The following is a 19,316-nucleotide window of genomic DNA, read 5'->3' on the forward strand; positions in this document are numbered from 1 at the left end:
CGGCGGGACGTCACTTCGCGAGCCGCAGCCCGCGGTCGGTGACGAGCTTCTCCGCGGCGGCCTGGCCCTGGGCGAAGGCGGGCCAGAAGTCGCCGGTCTTCGCCTTGCCGAGGGCCGCCGTCAGCTCCACGGACGTGGCGTTGTGGACGGGGCTCCAGACCCAGCCGTCCCGGATCTTCGCGGCCTGCGCGGACGCGGTGGCGTAGATGTCCTGGCTGCCGTAGAACTTCGTGTCGAAGGAGGCCGCGGCGGCGGCACGCAGCTTCTCGTCCGCCGGGAGCGCGGAGGAGGTGCCCAGGCTCAGCCGGGCACGGACCGCAGCCTCGTCGGTCGTGGCCCAGGTGATGAACTTGGCGGCCGCGGCGGCCTTGTCGCTGTTCTTGACGATGGCGAAGGACGAGCCGCCCGCCATGCCGATCCGGCCGTCGCCCCAGCCCGGCATGGGCGCCGAGGCCCACTTGCCCGCCTGCGCGGGCTGCTCGGTCTTGAGGCCGCCGGCGCCCCAGGAGGCGCTTATCCGGGTCCAGACGTGGCCGTCGGTGGTGGCCTTGGTGGAGGCCGGGCTCCACGCCTTGTGGTTGAAGACCAGGTCCTTCTCGACCAGGTCGCCCCAGTAGTCGGCGACCTTGTTCGTCGCCGGGCCGTCGATGTCGACCTTCCAGGCGTCACCCTCGGCGGCGTACCACTGGGCGCCGGCCTGCTGCGCGAGCGCGGCCCAGGTGGCGACGTCGTCGCTCCAGAAGGAGGTCGCACGGGACGCGGGGTCGACCTTCTTGATCTTCTCGGCGGCCGATCGGTACTCCTCCCACGTGGTGGGGACGTCGATCTTGTGCTTCTCGAAGAGGTCCTTGCGGTAGTACATGATCTGCGGGCCCACGTCGAACGGGGCGGCCCACTGCTTGCCGCCGAGCGTCACGAGCGAGCGGACCTGCTCGGGGGACTTCCGCACGGTGTCGCCGAGCAGCTCCGAGGAGTCGGCGAGCAGCCCCTGCGTGACGAGGTCGGGCAGGGCCTGGTACTCCACGTTCATCACGTCGGGGCCGTTGCCCGCCTTGACGCCCTTGGCGAGTTTGTCGTAGCCGCCGGCCAGCCCGGCGGGGACCTCGGAGAATCTGACCTTGACGTCGTCGTGCGCGGCGTTGAACGCTTCGGCGGTCTCCTTGGTGCCGGGCATCCATGACCAGTAGGTGATCTCCACCGGCTTCGCAGCCGTGCCGGTGCCCGGATCACCCGCCGTGCCGGAGTCGGTGCCGCCGCAGGCGGTGGTGAGGACCGCCACGGTGGTGAGGACGGCCGCCAGGGTCAGGGGAGAGGTACGGGAGAGGGGCTTCATTGCACTGACTCCTACGAGAAGGACCGTGGGTCGTGGGATGTGACGCACATCCTTCGGTCGCAGTCGATCGAAGTCAATAGAAAAGAACCAAGCGATCAGCTCGGAACGGTATCGATCGATCGGAACTGAGCTTTTCGCGGGAAGTGATCAGCCAGAGGCGGAGGCAAACGTCCCGGACCGGATGATTGCGGGCGGGTGGCCGGGCCGGAGCTCCGCCCAGCCCCTCAGCCCAGGTCGGGCCGCTCCAGCAGTTCGACCGCGGCCTCGGCGCAGCCGTCCAGTTCCAGCACGACGACCTCGTTGCGCCCGGCCCGCAGCAACGGCCACGGCACGTACAGGGTCCGCTGCGGTCCCCGGTCCCAGTAGCGGCCCAGGCAGAACCCGTTGACCCAGAGGTAGCCCTTGGTCCAGCCCGGCAGCGCGACGAGGGCGTCGTGGCCGAGCCGGCCCTCGCCCAGGTCGAGGAAGCCGCGGTGGAACACCGGTCCCGTGCCGCCGGGCTCGCCGCGCGCCCCGGCCGGACCCGGGGCTCCGGGGTTCCCGGCTCCCCCGGCCGCTCCCGCCACGCCGCTGGGCCAGGACAGTGCCGCGGGGATGCCGTGGCCGAGCTCCAGCGCCCGCGCGCTCCAGCCGTGGAGCTGCTGCTGGGTGTGCAGCACCCGGTGCACACCCTTGGACTCGCCCGTGGCGACGCCGTAGTTGACCCGCCCCATCGACTCCACCAGCAGTTCCACGCGGGCCCCGGGGCCGTCCACGGCCACGCCCTCGACCCGGTCCGCACCGTCCCGCTCCAGCACCCCGCGCGGTTCACCGTCCACGAAGACGTGGGCCCGGTCGGCGAGACCCTGGACCGACAGCGGGTAGGGCCCGCGGGGGCCCGGGATGCGGGACGCGTACCGCACGAGGCCCTGTCCGATGCCGAGTTCCTCGAACGACGGGGGGTGCGGGGAGCACACCGGCTTCCCGGCCAAGGCGTCCCACACGTCGAAGAGGCGCACCGACTCGCCGAGTTCGAGACGGCCGGCGGGCAGCAGGGGCGCGGGTGGCTCGGGCTCGGGCAGCGGTCCGTCCGTGTACCGGGCCAGCACCTCGCGGAACGCGCGGAACTTCGCGGTCGCCCCGCCCTGTTCGTCGATCGGCGCGTCGTAGTCGTACGAGGTCACGTCCGGCTGGTAGACGGCCCCCGTGGCGGGGTCGCCGGTGTTGGCCCCGGCCCAGGTGGAGAAGTTGGTCCCCCCGTGCGCCATGTACAGGTTGACCGAGGCGCCGGCGTCGAGGATCTCCGCCAGCGCTGCGGCGGCGTCGGCGGGCTCACGTACGGTGTGGCCGTCGCCCCAGTGGTCGAACCAGCCGCACCAGAACTCCATGCACAGGACAGGGTCTTCGGGGCGCACCCGTGCCAGGCGGGTGAACGCCTCGCTCGCGCGGCTGCCGAAGTTGACCGTGGCGAGCCGGCCGGGGACCGTGCCGCCGGTGAGGAAGAAGTCGTCGGGCCCGTCCGAGGTGCACAGCGGCACGTCGATCCCGCGCCGGGTCATGGCGTCGGCGATCCACTCCAGGTAGCCGGTGTCCGTGCCGTACGAGCCGTACTCGTTCTCGATCTGGAGCATCAGGACGTTGCCGCCGCGGGTGGTCTGGTGCGGGGCGATCACCGGCATCAGCCGGTCGTACCAGCGGGTGACGTGCGCCAGGTAGGCCGGATCCTGGCAGCGCACGGCCCGCACCTCGCGGTCGGCCCCCAGCCACCAGGGCAGGCCGCCGTTCTCCCATTCGGCGCAGATGTACGGCGAAGGGCGCACGATCGCGTGGAGTCCGGCGGCGCGAGTCGTGTGCAGGAACGCGTCGAGGTCGGCGAGGCCCTCGAAGTCGTACTCCCCGGGGCGCGGCTCGTGCAGGTTCCAGGGGACGTACGTCTCGACGGTGTTCAGGCCCAGGGCACGGAGCTGGCGCAGCCGGTGCGGCCACTGCTCCGGCAGGACGCGGAAGTAGTGCAGGGCGCCCGAGAGCAGGCGCAGCGGGCGGCCGTCGAGGGAGAACCCCTCGGGGGACGTTCGGAACATGAGGGGTTCTCCGGGGTGCGTGCGAGAGGGGCGGGCGGGGCCGTCGTCAGCCGCTGGATTCCCGCACGTGCAGCTCGGGCAGGATGGCCAGCCGGTGACGGGGGCGTGCGGGGTCGGCGAGGCGCAGGGCGAGCAGGTCGACGGCGGCCGCGCCGACCGCCCGCTTGGGCGGCGCGATCGCGGACAGCGGGATGTCGGCCAGGGCCGCGACCTCGTCGTCGTAGGTGACGATCGCCAGGTCCTCGGGAACGGTGATGCCGCGGGCGCGCAGACGCTGGAGCAGGACGATCGCGTCGTGGTCGTTGTGCACGAGGGCCGCGTCGACCGTCCCGGCGGCCACCGCGTCGACGAACGCCTCCAACCGGACCTCGCGCGGACCCCGGTCCCCGGGCGCGGGCAGCCTGAAGACCTCGGGCGTGGGCGGTTCGAGCCCTGCGGCACGCAGGCCCTCCTCGTATCCCTCCGCGACCAGTGAGCTGTGCGGACTGTCCTGGCGCAGCAGCAGGGTGATCCGGCGCCGGCCGGTGTCCACCAGGTGGCGCACGGCGAGGCGGCCTCCGTAGACGTGGTCGGTCACCGCCCGTTCCGCGCCCACGGCGTCGTCCTCGGGACGGCGCTCGACCATGGCGAAGGGGACCGTCAGGCCGCCCAGCCAGCGCTGGTCCTCCAGGCCTCCGCAGGGAGTGATCAGCAGCCCGTCGATGCCGTCGGCCAGCATCCGGCGCGCCTGGGCGTGCTCCTCGGCGGGGTCGTACTGCGAGATGCCCAGCACCAGCCGGATGCCCCGGGAAGCGGCCGCCTCCCGGGCTCCCCTGATGACCTCCGGATAGTAGTAGTCGGCGGTCGGCACGATCATGCCGAAGACCAGCGAGGGGGCGGGCCGCTCCGGTCCGGCCGCGTCGGCCTGTCCGGGCCCGGCCGTCTCCGCGTGCGGCTGCGGCGGTACGGCCCCGCCGTGGACCCGGACCAGCAGTCCGCGTCCGGCGAGCGTCTCGACGTCACGGCGGACGGTGATGGGCGACATCCCCAGCTCGTTCGCGAACTCGGACACCCGCAGCGATCCGTGTTCCCGCAGTCTCCGCAGGATCGCCTGGTGTCGTTCTTCGGCATGCACGATGTTCCGGTCCCCTTCGTCCGCCCCGGCCTGAACCGCAGTGTAGCGCCCCATCGATCGTTCGTGACCGTTTCTGTTCAAACAATCAGTTCCAGCGGTCTGTTGTTCAGGACATTGCTGAGCCGCGTTCGAGCGTGTTAGAAACCGTGCACCCGTGAGCTTCCCGCTCACCCCCGGTGCGATGACGCACCCTCCCTCCGGAGGTTCCCCGTCATGTCCTCCGCTCTCCCCGCCCCCACTTTCCTCTCCCGCCGCGCCCTGCTCCGCGCGATCGCCGCCGCCGCTCTCGCCGCTCCGTTCACCGGACTCGCCGCAGCCCCGGCCGCGGCCTCCGACGCCTACGACGCCCTGCGCCTCACCTGGCGCGGCCTGATCCTCGGCACCGGCTTCGACCCGGCCGCCGAGCCCTTCGCCGGCAAACTCACCGCGCTCGGCTCCACCGCCGCCGACCTCAGGACCTCGATGGCCCCGGCCCCCGGCTCCCTCTGGCCGGACCTCGTCTTCGCCGACCCCGAGCCCGACACCGACGCCGCTTCGTACGCCTACTCGGGCGCCCTGGGCATCAGTTACACGCGCCTGCGCACGATGGCAGAGGCGTACGCACAGCCCGGCACAGGGCTCACCGGCGACCCGGCGCTCGCCGCCCGCATCCTCACCGGCGTCGACCACCTGCGCGACGAGGCGTTCGCCGCCGGCCGCACCCGCTACGGCAACTGGTACAACTGGCAGATCGGCATCCCCCAGGCCCTGCTCGACATCTGCGTCCTGCTGCACACCGAACTCGGCGCCGCCCGGATCGCCGACTGCACCGCCGCCATCGACCACTTCGTCCCCGACAGCGTCCTCGCCTCCTACACGGGCACCAGCACCGGGGCCAACCGCGTGGACCTGTGCCGGGTCATCGCCCTGCGCGGCGTCGTCGGCAAGAACTCCGCGAAGATCGCCGCGGCCCGCGACGGACTGAGCCCGGTCTTCCCCTATGTCACGTCCGGCGACGGCCTGTTCGCCGACGGCTCCTTCATCCAGCACACCTACGTCCCCTACGCCGGCTCCTACGGAGCGGTCATGCTCGGCGGGCTCTCGCTCCTGTTCGCCCTGCTGAAGGGCACCGCCTGGGACGTCACCGACCCCGCACGGCAGATCGTCCTCGACTCCGTCGAGAAGGCGTACGCCCCCTTCCTCTACAACGGCCTCGTCATGGACAGCGTCTCGGGGCGCGCGGTCAGCCGCGGCGTCCAGACCGCCGACACCCGTGGCATCCGCCAGGACGACCACCTGCGCGGCCACGGCATCATCGCCGGCATCGCCCTCCTGGCCCGCAGCGCCTCGGCCGCCGAGCGCACCCGCTGGGAGGGCATGATCAAGGGGTGGATCGCCCGTGACGTGCACAGCCCGGTGACGTCCGACCCGGCACTCCAGATCGCCCACCTCGCCCGCCTCACCGCCGTCCGCGACGGCACGGCCGCCGCCGTCGCCGAACCCGTCGGCCACCGCCTCTTCCCCGGCATGGACCGCGCGGTCCACCGCCGTCCCGGCTGGGCCGCCAACGTCTCCATGGCCTCACGGCGCATCACCTACTACGAGACCGGGAACGGGGAACATCTCCGCGGCTGGCACAGCGGCTCCGGAATGCTCTACTGGTGGGGCTCCGACTTCGCCAACGGCCAGTACAGCGACAGCTTCTGGCCCACCGTCGACCCACGCAGACTCCCCGGCACCACCGCGTCCGCCAAGCCGCTCGCCGACGCCGAGGGCGGCGCCTGGGGAGTCGCGCGCCCCGACGTGCGCTGGGTGGGAGGCGCGACCGACGGCACGTACGCGACCGTCGGTCAGTACCTCAGAGGACTCTCGTCCACGCTGCTGGCCAAGAAGTCCTGGTTCTTCCTCGACGACGCCGTGGTCTGCCTGGGCGCGGGCATCCACGGCCGCGACGGCGCGACCGTCGAGTCCGTCGTCGACAACCGCAACCTGGGCGCGAACGGCACCCACGCCCTCACCGTCGACGGCACGGTCCGGCCCGCCACGACCGGCTGGAGCGCCACACTCCCGGCCGCCCGCTGGGCCCACCTGGCCGGGCACGCCGGCTACGTCTTTCCCGGAGGCGCAGAGGTCAAAGCGGTGCGGGAGGCCCGCACCGGCTCATGGAGCGCCATCAACGGCGGCGGGAGCACGACCCCGGTCACCCGCCGCTATCTGACGCTCTGGTTCGACCACGGCATCGACCCCACCTGGAAGACCTACTCCTACCTGCTCATGCCCGGCGCGACCGCCGCCGCCACCGCGGCCAGGGCCGCCGACACCGGCTGGCTCCGCACCCTGGCCAACACCAGCGAGCACCAGGGCGTCCACGTCCCGTCCCTCGGCTTCACCGGCGTCAACTTCTGGCTCCCCGGCACCATCGGGGACCTCACCGTGGGCGCTCCCGCCGCCGTTCTCATCCGGACGAACGGGTCCACGGCCACCGTCTGCGTCTCCGGGCCCCTGCGCGACGGCGCGGCCATCGACCTCACATGGAACCGGCCGGTCACCGCCGTCACGTCCAAGGACCCCACCATCCAGACCGTGGCCACCGGCGCGGCCCTGACCCTGCGCGTCACCCCCGGCACGCTCGGAGCGCAGCACCGGGCGCAGGTCACCCTCGGCTGACCTCCCCCGGGCGGCCGCGTCGTACGCGCGTGCCGTGCACCCCCGGTCCAGGTGCTGGCGGAACATCACAGTGGCGGGCCCTGCGTGAGCCGGGTCAGCAGTTGGGTCCTGGACCGGACCCCGGCCTTGCGGTAGATGCGGCTGAGCATGGACTCGACCGTCTTGACCGAGACGTACATCCGGTCCGCCGCCTGCCGGTTCGTCGCGCCGTGCCCTATCAGGGCCGCCAGTCTGCGTTCGTTCTCGGTGAGCAGACCGGCCGGGCTCTGCGCGGCGGCCTGCTGGTGACCGGAGAGCCGTTCCAGGGCGGCCTCCGCCAGCGCGAGCCACGGCGCGGCCTCCGCCTCGCGGAACACCTCCCGGGCCTGCTGCCACGCCGTACGGGCCGCCGCCTGCCTGCGCCGGCCGCGTTCCAGCCGCCCGCGCGCCAGCAGGGTGCGCCCCTGTTCGACCGGCATGTCCAGGGCGGCGAACGACCGGGCCGCGTCGTCGAGGAGTTCGGCAGCCTCGTCGGTACGGCCCGCCGCGCGCACACAGCCGGCCCGGGCCCGGGTGAGGGCCGCCCGCAGACCCGCGTGCCGGTCGTGCGTGCCGACCCCGGCGTGCGCGGCCTCCAGCAGCGCCCTGGCCTCCCCCTCCCTGCGGACCGCGGTCAGGGCCTCGACCGCGTCCGCCTGCCAGCGCAGACTTCCCGGGTCGGCCGCGTCACCGGCCGCTTCGAGATCCGCGACCTCACCCAGCGCGACGGCCGCGCTTTCCGCGTCGCCGGTGTGCAGGTGCACCGCCCCCAGGATCCACAGCCCCCGGGCCGTGTGGATGCTGTCGTGCTCCTCGCGGGACGCGCGGACGGCCTGGAGCGCGTACTGCCTGGCCTGCGAGAAGGAGCCGCCGTGGCTGTGCGCGACAGCGGCCGTGTACCAGGCCGGGCCGGGCGAGAGGCCCGCGCCCGCGGTGCGTTCCAGCGCCCGGTGGGCCCACTGCAGCGCGGCGGCGCAGGAGCCGAGCCGGACCTCCGCCTCCGCGAGACTGCGCCACAGGTCCACCAGGTCCTCGGCCCCGCCCGTCCGCCCTGCCTGAGGCAGGAGGGCCAGGAACTGGGCGCGGGCCGCCCGCAGACGGTCGTCGAAGAGGGCGTGCCGGGCCGCCAGGTACTCGGGGCTGTTGCGGATGCCGATGCGGCCGGGCGGTACGGCGAGCGCCAGCGCCCGGACGAGGGTGCGCTCGGCGTCGTCGTGGCGCCCGCAGAGGCGTTCCGTGCGGGCCCGCATGGTGAGGGCGGCGGCCTGCAACGGCACGTCCCGCGCCTGTGCGGCGAGGGCGGCGGCGGTGCCCGCGTGGTGCAGCGCCACAGCCGCGACGCCCTGGGTGACGTTGGCGCCGATCGCCGCCCGCAGTTCCACGGCGGCGAGCAGAGCGGGGTCGCCGTCGGCCAGCCGCCTGGCCTCGGCGAGGTCGGTCTCCAGGTCGGAGAGGTCCTGCCCCTGCGCGTCCACGACCGCCAGCAGTGCCCGCACCCGCCGGCCGCGCCCGGCGCGGCCCGAGTCGAGTGCGCGGGCTGCCTGCCGGGCGAGGTCCGGCCGTCCGGCGGCCGACGCGTCATCGGCCGCACGCGCCAGCCGGTCCAGGCGCAGAGCCGCCCGGTCGGCGGGGGTGAGCCGGGCCGCCAGCAGGAGCAGCTCGGCGGCCAGCTGCCGGTCGCCGTCCGCGCGTGCGACGGCGGACGCGTCGTCGGTGTCCTGGGCGGTGCCCGTGTCAGCGGTGTGCCGGGCGAGGGCGAGGTGACGGGCCCGCTGTACGGGGTCGGGGACGGCGTCCGCCAGGGCCCGGTGGACGCCGGCGCGTTCTGCCGACGTGCCGGCGGCGGCAGCGGCCTCGGCGAGTGCCCCCGCCGTGAACCGGACGAGGTCGTACGGGTCCGGCGCACTCACCGCCCCGGCCGCGACGGCGTGCCCGAGGTGGTCCTCGGCGTCCGGACACCCCGCGTCCCGCAGCAGCGCGACGTTCGGGCGGTGCACCAGGGCCGCCGCACGCAACGTCGTACGCACCCCGCCGGGGAGCAGGGAGAGCCAGACCTCCGCGCGGTCCCGCACCGCGGCGGGCGGCCGCTGCGGTCCGTACCGCGCGGGATCCTGCGCCGCGGCCCGCAGGTACTCCTCCGTCAGGGCGCGGTGTCCGCCGCAGTGCCCGTGCACACCGGCGGCCCACCGGGCGGGCAGCGCACGCCGCCCCAGCAGTTCCGCGGTGTCCGTGACCGTGAGGGGGCGCAGCGGGAACACCGGCGGGTGGCCTCCGAGCAGCCGGGCCGCGGCCTGCGGGAACGCGGTCGTGCGCTCGGTGGCGACCGCGGCGAGCCGCCCGGCGGGCAACGTGCCCAGCACGTGCGCGAGGGTCTGTGCGCTGGCGGCGTCGAGCCACTCGGCGCCGTCGACGAGCAGGAGCACCGGTCGCGCGCTCCCGAGAACGCGGGTGAGGGCGAGCCGCATCGCGAGCCGCGGATCGCCGGTCCTGGCGGGGCCTGCCGGGGCACCGGGTTCGAGGTCGGTGGCCGGAACGCGGTGGGGGAGGGGGCCGGGGGCGCGGAGGCTCCGCTCGACATCCGTCACCGGGCCGAAGGAGGTGGTGGGGACGAGGGGGCACGGGGGGACGGCGGGGGAGGTGACGAAGGAGGTGGCCGGGACGGAGTCGGGGACGAGGTCACGGGCGTTGACGCAAGGGGAGCCCAGGAGTTGGGTGAGCGCGCCGAACGGCAGGTCCTGGTCGCCGGGCACGGCGCGGATGCGCAGGGACGGACGGTCGGGCAGAGAACCGGCGAGAGCGTCGAGGAGCGTGCTTTTGCCCGTGCCCCAGGCACCGGTGACGGCGAGCCGTCCGTGCCGGTCGAGCAGTTTCCGCGCCTCGCACAGGGCGTCCCGCCAGGCGTGGTCGGGCTCGTCGGCGGCCGACGCCGGCCAGGGAGGGCTGGTCATCCGGGCACGGTAGGCGTGCGGAGGGGCGGAGACAACGCCGGCGACGGGGTGCGGGGTGGCGACAAGGGTTATCCCTGGTGGTGGTCCAGGGCGCAGTGGGGGGCCCGAGAGGCGCAAGAGGTCCGGGAGGGCGCCCGCGTGCGGGCGTGGGGGTCCGTGGAGGAGGGGCCGCACACGGGGGCGGCGGGCCGCACCGCCCTTGACGCCGACTGCGCGCCGTATCACCCATGGACGTCGCCGGCGGCGGTCCGCCGCGTCCGGTGCGGAGGCGCGAGTCACGCCGTCCGCGTGCGCGCCCGCCCACCGCTGTCCCCGCCTCCGCACGCGCGGGCTCGACTCGCCCCCACGGCAGGGGATTTCCCCGATGTACGCCGCCCGGCCCGACCCGCACTGTGGTGGCCATCCGGGGCCGGAACCGTCGACTCCCCAGCGGCCTTCCGGGCTTCCACGCTCCGGCCGTGACGGCACGGCCCCGGGTACGGATGTCGCGGCCCCCTGCCGCGGCCGCCCCTTCCGGGCCAACGCTCCCCAGCAGAAGGGCTCCCCCTCATGCGTGCATTCCCCCACCGGGCCGTGACGGCCGCCGTCGCGGCCTGTGCCGCACTCGCGGCGCTCGGCTCCTTTCCCGCCCACGCCCGATCCGCGGCCGACCCCCTGCCCGTACCGCGCGACGTGCAGGAAGCGATGATGCGCGACCTGCACCTCTCCCCGGAGGGGCTGCGTGCGCGCATCGACCGGGAGGCCGGAGCGGCCCGTGCCGCGACCGCGGTACGGGTCCGGGTGGGCGACCGGGTCGCGGGTCTCTGGTTCGACGCGGCGGACGGCAGACTGCATGCCGCCGTCAGTACCGAGGCCGACGCCGCCGCGGTACGTGCCGCCGGGGCCGTCGCCCACCGCGCCACCCACTCCCGCCGCGCCGCCGACGAGGCGCTCCGCGCCCTCTCCAGTGGGGCGGCGGCCGCGCCGGGTGTCCTGTCCTGGGGCCCCGACGCGCGTACCGGCCGCATCGTGGTCGAGGTCGACCGGCGCACCGCCAACCGGGCGACGTCGGAGTTCCTCTCGGGGCTCGCGGCGTACGGCGACCTCGTCCGCGTCACCGAGTCCGCCGACGTGCCCCGCCAGCAGGGCGGTGAGGTGCGCGGCGGCGAGAAGTGGGTGCCGGGCAGTGAAAGCCCCTGCTCGACCGGCTTCTCCGTCACCCGGACCAGCGGCGGCGCCAAGGCCTTCCTGACCGCCGGGCACTGTACGAACGACCTCAACCAGCCCGCCTACGGCAGGGACGGCACCCGCGTCGGAACCTCCAACAAGAACGGCGCAGGCAGCGTCAACGCCCGCGAGGGCGACATGGGCATCGTCGACGTCGACCAGTCGGGATGGGAACTCTCCGGCGTGGTCAGCGGCTGGGGCAAGGGCGACATTCCCGTCACCGGCTCGGCCGAGGCGGTCGTCGGCGCGTCCGTCTGCCGGTCGGGACAGACCACCGGCCTGCACTGCGGCGAGGTCACCAAGGTCAACCAGAGTGTGGACTACGGCAACGTCGTCATCGACGGACTGTCCTACTCCAGCGCCTGTTCCGCCGGCGGCGACTCGGGCGGCAGCTACGTCACCGGCACCGGCGGCAAGGCGGTGGGCCTGCACTCGGGCGGCGGCAGCGCCACGTGCAGCGGCGGCACCGGAGAGAAGTACACCATCTTCCAGCCGGTCAACGAGGCCCTGACGAAGTTCGGCGCGGGCCTGGTGACGTCCACCCCGCAGCCGGGGAACGTCACCGTCGCCGCGGTCAGCGACCGCAGCACCGTCGTCGGCACGGCCACCGAGATACGCAACAGCGCGGAAGGCGGCACGGCCCCCTACACCTGGAGCGCGACCGGTCTCCCGGCGGGGACGGCCATCGCCGCGGCCACCGGCACCGTCACCGGCGGCCCGACCGCCGTCGGCACCTCGAATGTGACCGTCACGGCGACCGACTCGGCGGGCAGGAAGGGCAGCACCTCCTTCACCTGGACCGTCACCGCGACCCACGCGGAACTCACGCTCGCCGCACCGGCCAGCCAGCACGGGACCGTCGGAAAGGGCACCGGCCTCATCCTGCGCGCCGACGGCGGCAGCACCCCCTACACCTACTCCGCGACCGGCCTCCCCGCCGGGCTGTCCCTGGCCCCCGCCACCGGCGTCGTCAGCGGAACACCCGCCACCGCGGGCACCTCGCAGGTGACCGCCAAGGTCACCGACTCCGCGGGGAGGACCGCGACCGCCTCGTTCAGCTGGACGATCGCCCCGGCGAGCGGCACCACCCCGGTCCTGGCACACCCCGGAAACCAGAACGTCTACGTCGGCCGCCCGGTCCGGCTGCCCCTCACGGTCACCGGCGGCACCGCCCCGTACTCCTTCACGGCCGCCAACCTGCCTCCCGGCCTGACCATCGCCACCGGCACGGGTGTCGTCTCCGGCACCCCCACCACCTGGGGCTCCCGCAACGCGGTCCTCACCGTCACCGACGCCGCGGGCAGGTCCTCGCGGGTCACCGTGACCTTCACCGTCTGGTCCTGAGTCCGCGTCGGGGATTTGGGCGGACGGAGGTGCGCCGGCACGGGGCGGCGCACCTCCGTCCGTCCCGCTCCCGCGGTGGCCGGCTCGCCCGGCCGGCTCGCCGCGCGCCGCGGAGGCCGGCACGTGCCATGAGCCACCGCACGCTGCTTCCGCGGGCCCCCGCCGTCTCCCGCCGGGGACGACGGGCCGGTCGCGCGGGCGCCGGGACATACCGAGGGGCCCGGCCCCGGAAGACAAGCCTCTTCCGGGACCGGGCCCCCGTACGCCGTGCCCTACGGGTGCGCCACCGACGGGACTCAGCCCAGTCGTACGTCGTCCACCGCCCAGTACCAGTTGTTGCTGCCCGAGTAGCGGAACCGCACCTGGACGTCCGTCGCGCCGGCCGGAACCCGGAGCGTGATGTTCTCCGACGCGGCCGTCGCGTCGGCCGTGTAGCTCTTGACGACCGTCTGCGGCCCGCCGTTGTACGACACGCCGACCTCGGCCCGCTGACCGGACTCGTGCCGGTAGTGGCTCTGGAACCGCAGCGTCCGGCTCGTGCCGCCGGTGACCGCCCACTTGGGCCCGATCAGCGTCGAATCGTACGAGCCGGTGAAGGGCTTGTCGGCCCACTCGTCGGAGTCCGCGACGGCGAAGACGTCACGGGAACGGACGTTCAGCTCACGCCACTGGTCGCGCTGGGACTGTGACCAGAACTCGTCCGTCGCGAACGCCCAGCCGCGCCACTCGGCGACACCGCCCGTGCCCATCCGCGAGTTGTCGACGGACCAGCCGGCCGGTGCCGTGTGAGTGAAGCCCTTCACGTCCGTGCCGATGCCCGTCTCGTCCACGCGGGACCGCAGCGACGGCCGAACGGTGTCGAACACGTCCGCGTCGGCGGCCCTCAGCGGGGTGCCGTCCACGGCCGCCGCGGAGATGCCGACGTGGTCGAGCGCGGTGGCGGCGACGTCGACGAGCTTCACGTCGGTGCGTACCGAACCCGCCGCGATGCCGGCGCCCTTGGCGAGAACGAACGTGGCGCGCTCGGCGGCGGAGGACCCGCCGTGGCCGCCACCGGCGGTGTGGCCGTGGTCGGTGGTGACGAGGATCTTCCAGTTCTCCTGGCCGTACGTCGGGCGGGAGGTGACGGCCGTGAGCAGTTGCCCGACCAGGGCGTCCACCCGTGCGATCGCATCGAGATAGGCCTGACCGGCGGCCCCCGAGGCGTGACCGGCCTCGTCCACCTCGCCGAGGTAGACGAAGGCGGCATCCGGGTTGCCGTTCCGCAGCTCGCCGGCCGCGGCGGAGGCGATCTTGGGGTCTTCGGAGCGGTAGCCGTTCGCGTCGCCCTTGAGGTTGAGCCGCTTGTCGACCTGAGCGGAGAAGATCGGGCCGTTCTGCGAGCTGGAGGTGATGGGCTCCCAGTCGGCGGCCGCGTAGGTGTTGAGCGCCGGGTTCGCGGTCTCGATCCGGGTGAGGAAGTCGGGATGGGTGCCGTACTGCTTGCCGGTGAAGGAGTTGTCCCGCACTCCGTGCTTGTCGGGCCACACACCGGTTGCGATCGTCGACCAGCCGGGGCCCGAGGAGGTGGCGGCCATCGGCTGGGCGTAGAGCGAGCTGCGGGCGGTGAGACCCTGGCTCATGATCCCCTGGAGGTGCGGTGCGCGGGCTGCCTTCAGCCGGTCGAGGACGACGCCGTCGAGGCCGATGACCAGAACCTTGTTCCTGTCCGCTTCCGCGGCAGGGGAGTTGGCGGCACCGGAGGCTGCTGCGGTCGCCGAGGTCGGGGCCGCGCCCGCATGGACGGTGCCCGCCAGCAGCGCGCCCGCGGCGACGGCCACCGTGAGGGCACTGCGACGCGCGGAGCGGGACGGATAGATGTGCACGTGGTCCTCCGTGGACGGATCCGTGGAACAGGGGGAGCCGCGGACCGGCCCGCCCCTCCTTGGCGCACCCGCGCGCGCGGGAGAACATGACCCGTCGATCGCGGCACCGCGGTCGGGACGCCTCATGTGCACTGTCCGGGTGGGGGGTTGCCGGACGGTGTCCGGAACGCTTCCGGAGGACGACGGGGAGGGGGCGGGGCACGTGGCCGCGCCGCTGAACACGGCCATCAACGGCGTCCTCGCCGCCGGAGCGCCGCCGTCTCCCCCGCATCCCGCCAGGGCCAGAACGAGCGCGAGCGCGCCGCCTGCCGCCGCCAGCCGTGCCCACCGGGTCCGCGTCGCGGTCGTCCTGGACGGCTACTGATGGTGGTCGTCGGACGGCAACCCCCCACTCGCAGGTGAACCGGTCTTCCCCTGCAGGCCCCGGAGGGGGCGCTTGCGGGGCAACTCCGAGTGGGACTGGGCCGTTTCGCCGACGGGGTATGCGACAGGAGCGGAGGGGGCGGACGGGCAGGGGGGTGGCGTTCGGCAGGCAGACGGCGTCAGGACGCCGACCTCGGAGCCTTCGGGACAGGCCGTCGCGGAGCCCCGGCGCGCTCCGGTGAGGTCGGACTCCGCTGTGAACGCGTCCCCGATGTTCTCCCGCGGCGACCCGGAGGGCCTCGGTGCTGCTTCCGACGGATCCTCGGCGGACGCGGATGTCCGTCCCGGATCCTCGGTGTGTGCGGGGGTGCGCACGCTCGCCGGCTCACAGTCGCCATCGGGCGTCGGCCCGCCGGGCACGGCGGACTCTGAAGCCGGGAGGGAGGGTGCGGTGGGCGAGGAGCCCCGCGGGAGGGGGAGGGCCGTCGGTGAGGGCGGAGCGGCCGAGGTGACAGGGCCCCCGGTGGGAGACGGCGCTTGTTCCGACGGCTGCTCAGGGGGCACTGGGAGCCACAGGGGCGGGCCCTGCGTACTCGCCACCGTGGGAAGAAGCACGGTGACGCCGTGCGGGGCGGGCGGCGGCGAGTGCTGAATCCGATAACCCACAGCGGTGAGCAGACCGGCCAGGGAAACCACGAAAGCGGTGAGCATCTGTCGTACGGACATGGGTGTCCCTCTGTTCGGGGTGGTCTCAGAAACTCGTCTCAAGAGCTGAGGTGTTCGAAGAAGCGCCGGGCGGATCGAAGGAAATCGACGAAGCCCCTGAAGAGGTTCTGGGTGGCCTCGGCGAATGCTTCCGGGACGGTGAGAATGAGGTAGAGACTGGTGAGAGTGAGTAGCCAGAAAAGAGGGCTGCGGCCGCGCATGAACACCTGTGCCTCCTGTGTGGTCCAACGGGCTCCCCATGCGGTACGCGAGAGGGAGGTGGGAAAGGCGGAGCGGAGCGGCTCTTTGGCTCCCGATCCCGTCGAGCGTCGTCAGGCGCGCAGGGCCTCTACGAGCGACTGACGCACACGGTCCGCCTCGGTGCGGATCTTCGCCGGATCCCAGCCCCGGGTGTCGACCGGAGGCAGGACGGTGACCTCGATCGTGCCCGGCCGCAGGGTCAGTCCCGATCTCGCCATCACATCGGTGGCGTTGTGGATCGCGATGGGAACCACTGGAACACCGGCACGGGCCGCCATGTGAAAGGCGCCGCTCCGGAAGGGCCCGACATCCGGGGTCAACGCCCTGGTCCCTTCCGGTAGTACGAGCACGGAGCGGCCCGAGGAAAGGCGCTCGACAGCTCGGTCCAGGAGGTCGACCGATTGAAGCGGTCTGCTCCGGTCGACGAACAGGGTGTCCGCGAATCTCAGACAGGAACCCAGCACGGGGACGTCGCCCAGCTCCCGTTTCACCACGGCGCACCAGTCCCCGTCGATGAGACGTGCCAGGACGACCGCATCCAGTGGACTGGTGTGGTTGGCGACGTAGACGGCGGGCCCCACCGGGGCGGGTCGATGTCCGCCCCGGACCGCTACCTCGACCCCGGCGGCCCGAAGGATCAGGGCGCTGCCCAGGCGGACGGCCCTCGAAACGACGGCACGCGGCTCGCAGCCCGCGCCTGCGGCGGCAAGGGCCCCTGCGAGAGAGACCGTTGCCGCGCCGGCGGCCCCCGCCGTCGCTCTCAGTTTGTCGAGAACCGAGTCACGGGGCCGCCCGACCAGAGCGGAAGGCCAGCCCTGTCTGCCGGCCTCGGCGGCCAGAGCTGCCCTGGCACGCACCACTCTGGGCCTGCCGACCGCCTGAAGCAGGGGGATGTCCTCGTAACCGTCGCAGTACGCGTAGCTGTCCGACAGCGCGATGCCGTGGCGCCGGGCGTGCGCACGTACGGCGGCCAGCTTGTCCGCCCCGGAGCACATGGTGGGCAGGGTGTCGGTGACCACCCGTCCGTCGACCACGGGAACCGGTGTGCAGAGAAGCTCGGAGACGCCCAACGCGTGCGCCAGCGGCGCCACTTGCGCGGAGCTCGCCGCGGTCGCCACGCACACCGAGTGCCCCTTGGCCTGGTGGGCGCGTACCAGGGCCCACATGTCGCGGTCGATCTTCGGCGCGATCTCCTCCCGGTAGACGCGCTCGCTCAGCATGCCCAGTTCGTCCTCGGTGCGTCCGTGCCAGCACGCAGCCGCCGCAGCTGCCAACCGGGCCGCAGCGCAGGTCTCGACCCCGGACCGGGCCCGCCACAGGTCGGCGGCGATACGGTGCGGCGGCGCCGAGGTGAGGGCGTGCCAGGCTTCGGCGGGCCATTCCGCGTGGCGCAGACGGTTGACGCAGAACGCCATGGAGGAGTGGCCGCGGATCAGAGTGCCGTCGAAGTCGAAGTAGGCTCCGGTCGCCGGCCCGGGCGGCGAGTTGTCGATGTCGGCCAGCAGTTCACGCATGGCCAGAGCGGGCGTCCCGGTCGTCACGGCCGACCGCCGTCGGGCTGCTCGGGAACCTGGGGCGGCTTCGAGGTCCGGCGGATCAGCGCGAGCGTCACCAGGTCGGCATGGAGTTGTCCGGCCTCGGTGTGCAAGTGCCGGCGCCTGCGCGCCGCTTCGATGCCCGGCTCCAGCAGATCCGAACGGCGGGCGTCCAGGAGCAGGGACTGGTAGAAGCCCGGCGCGTGCGGGGGGACGAGGGACGAGCCTCCGAGGGCGCTGCCCGTGCTGCGGACGCGAGCCAGTATGCGCGGAAGCACGACGTCTGGGTCCACCGCCCGGCTGTCCGGTTCTCGGGCCAGTTCCCGGAAGGCCACGAGTTGACCCGCCGACGCGTCGGACAGGACGTCGGGGGCGATGAGTGTTTCCGCGGGAGCGAGGGGCGTCGGGAACGTCCACGGGCCCTCATCGGTGCCGTCCACGGGTGTGGCGAGCCGCTTCAGCTCGACCACCCCGGTCGCCAGCAGGCTCGGCTCGACGCCCAGTCCGGTACCGCGTGCGGCCGCCGTCAGGACGCTGCGCAATTCCTGCACGGCTGTGTCCCAGGCGTCCGACGGTGTCACGCGGGCGGCCCGGAGGGCGGCGACCTCGGCCGCCGCCCGCGGCCACAGCCAGTGGATGCCCTGGTTGCGGTACAGAGTGGCCACCGCGCGGTGCTCGCGGACGTGAGCGCGGAGCACCGGGGGCAGCCCTCGCCAGTTCTCCGTTTCCTCTCTGTTCTCTGCACAGGATGCGCCGGTTCCCATCAGCGAGACCGCTCCGACGTCCCGCAGACACAGGAGGGCCCTGCGTACTCCCTGTTCGGTGCGCAGGTCCTCGGTGCCGAGAGTCGGTGCACCCGACCGTTCCAGGCTGTCCAGGAGGGGTTGCGCCCGCTGGTGCACCTGTGCCGTCGTGGGCCAGTGCCCCGCCGCCGACACGGCGAGAGCGACCACGGTCTGCCCGCTGACGGGAGTGACCCGGCAGTGCGCACGGCTCACCTCGCGCGCCATGATGCGGGCGGCCGTCGGCCCGGAATGGGACCCTCTTCCGTGCTTGACGAAGTCGTCGACCGACAGCGGGGCCGAGAACCGCACGTGCACCACGCCCCGGGTGCGCCGCTGTGCCCGCAGATAGCCCAGGAACCAGCGCCAGGACTCGGGCTGTTTGGCGTGGCCGCTTCCCTCCCTCGCGAGGGCGGTCGCGTCCGGCAGGGAGGAGAAGGACAGGGCGACAGGAACGAGCCGGACCTTGCTCCCCGGCATGTCGCGGACCGCGGCCAGGGTGTGCTCCAGCAGCCCGTGCCGGGGAGGACCCGGCAGCCCCGTCCGCGATCTGCCGCCCTCCTGGTACCACTCCAGGGTCTCGCCCCTGTCGATGAGGTGCCGCAGATACAGCCGGAGCGCGCTGCGGTAGTCCTCGTCGCCGGGGGAGGAGCGGCGCAGGAACACCACGCCGGCGCGCGCGGCGAGCGAGGCGATGAGGGGAAGCCGCAGGTTGTCACCCGCGAACCAGAGGGGCCGGGGCCTGCCGATGTCGCGCAGAGCCAGCGACACGAAGAGCGGATCGGTGTACGCGCGGTGCTGCGGGAGGAAGATCAGACAGGTGTCCGTCGTCGCCGGCCCCAGCAGCATCCGCCGGTCCTCCTCAAGGATGTTCACCTTCCAGGAGGGGATGAGCGCACGGCACATGACGCGTGTGAAGAGGCCGGTCCAGGGTGTCCCGCGAACGGCGACCATCTCGCGCAGACACCGGCGCACGCGACGGCGTGCCATCGCGGCGTCGACGCCGGTGCGCTGTGCCAATGCGAGGATCTCGCGGGGTGCGTGAGGATGACGCAGAACGGTGGCTACCTCGGTCGAGCGGCGGCGTCGGAACATGTGCTGCTTCTCCTGTCTGCCGGGTGAGGTCGTGAGACCCC

At 73.4% G+C, this 19,316-nt stretch carries 10 protein-coding genes; 3 read left to right on the forward strand and 7 right to left on the reverse strand.

Annotated elements, in window-relative coordinates:
* Window positions 1–10: 10 nt before the first annotated feature.
* The 3 genes from HNQ79_RS12190 to HNQ79_RS12200 all read right to left on the reverse strand — a co-directional run bounded on the left by HNQ79_RS12190 (window position 11) and on the right by HNQ79_RS12200 (window position 4,561).
* On the reverse strand, window positions 11–1,333 hold the full coding sequence (locus tag HNQ79_RS12190) for an ABC transporter substrate-binding protein (RefSeq protein ID WP_185029902.1): 1,323 nt from the start codon (window positions 1,331–1,333) through the stop codon (window positions 11–13).
* A 224-nt stretch (window positions 1,334–1,557) separates the two neighbouring features.
* Window positions 1,558–3,393, reverse strand: coding sequence for a glycoside hydrolase family 35 protein (locus tag HNQ79_RS12195; RefSeq protein WP_185029904.1), 1,836 nt, complete (start codon window positions 3,391–3,393; stop codon window positions 1,558–1,560).
* A 46-nt stretch (window positions 3,394–3,439) separates the two neighbouring features.
* Complete coding sequence (locus HNQ79_RS12200; RefSeq protein ID WP_185029906.1) at window positions 3,440–4,561, reverse strand: substrate-binding domain-containing protein; 1,122 nt, start codon at window positions 4,559–4,561, stop codon at window positions 3,440–3,442.
* Window positions 4,562–4,720: 159 nt separating this feature from the next.
* On the opposite strand from HNQ79_RS12200, the gene HNQ79_RS12205 reads away from it, so the two are divergent.
* Window positions 4,721–7,153, forward strand: a complete 2,433-nt coding sequence (locus tag HNQ79_RS12205) for a polysaccharide lyase 8 family protein (protein WP_185029908.1) — start codon at window positions 4,721–4,723, stop codon at window positions 7,151–7,153.
* A gap of 65 nt (window positions 7,154–7,218) precedes the next feature.
* Here the strand turns inward: HNQ79_RS12205 and HNQ79_RS12210 are convergent, their stop codons facing one another.
* A complete protein-coding gene (locus HNQ79_RS12210; protein WP_185029910.1) occupies window positions 7,219–10,119 on the reverse strand; it encodes a helix-turn-helix transcriptional regulator in 2,901 nt (966 codons plus the stop codon).
* A gap of 549 nt (window positions 10,120–10,668) precedes the next feature.
* Between HNQ79_RS12210 and HNQ79_RS12215 the strand changes: the two genes are divergently transcribed.
* Window positions 10,669–12,669: a putative Ig domain-containing protein gene (locus HNQ79_RS12215; RefSeq protein ID WP_185029913.1), complete on the forward strand. Its 2,001-nt coding sequence runs from the start codon at window positions 10,669–10,671 to the stop codon at window positions 12,667–12,669.
* A 296-nt stretch (window positions 12,670–12,965) separates the two neighbouring features.
* Here HNQ79_RS12215 and HNQ79_RS12220 read toward each other — a convergent pair whose 3' ends face one another.
* Window positions 12,966–14,528 carry an alkaline phosphatase family protein gene (locus tag HNQ79_RS12220; RefSeq protein WP_373312537.1) on the reverse strand — a complete coding sequence of 521 codons (1,563 nt, stop codon included), beginning with the start codon at window positions 14,526–14,528 and terminating at the stop codon, window positions 12,966–12,968.
* A gap of 163 nt (window positions 14,529–14,691) precedes the next feature.
* Between HNQ79_RS12220 and HNQ79_RS12225 the strand changes: the two genes are divergently transcribed.
* A complete protein-coding gene (locus HNQ79_RS12225; RefSeq protein ID WP_185029916.1) occupies window positions 14,692–14,898 on the forward strand; it encodes a hypothetical protein in 207 nt (68 codons plus the stop codon).
* 1,036 nt (window positions 14,899–15,934) lie between these two features.
* Here HNQ79_RS12225 and HNQ79_RS12230 read toward each other — a convergent pair.
* Entirely contained in the window at window positions 15,935–17,404 is a 1,470-nt protein-coding gene (locus tag HNQ79_RS12230) for an HAD-IB family hydrolase (protein ID WP_185029918.1), read from the reverse strand.
* Window positions 17,401–19,275, reverse strand: a complete 1,875-nt coding sequence (locus tag HNQ79_RS12235) for a 1-acyl-sn-glycerol-3-phosphate acyltransferase (RefSeq protein ID WP_185029920.1) — start codon at window positions 19,273–19,275, stop codon at window positions 17,401–17,403. Before HNQ79_RS12235 ends, HNQ79_RS12230 begins: the two co-directional genes overlap by 4 nt.
* Window positions 19,276–19,316 lie beyond the last annotated feature (41 nt).

Origin of the sequence: Streptomyces candidus (assembly GCF_014207445.1) — a bacterium.
GTDB lineage: Bacteria > Actinomycetota > Actinomycetes > Streptomycetales > Streptomycetaceae > Streptomyces > Streptomyces candidus.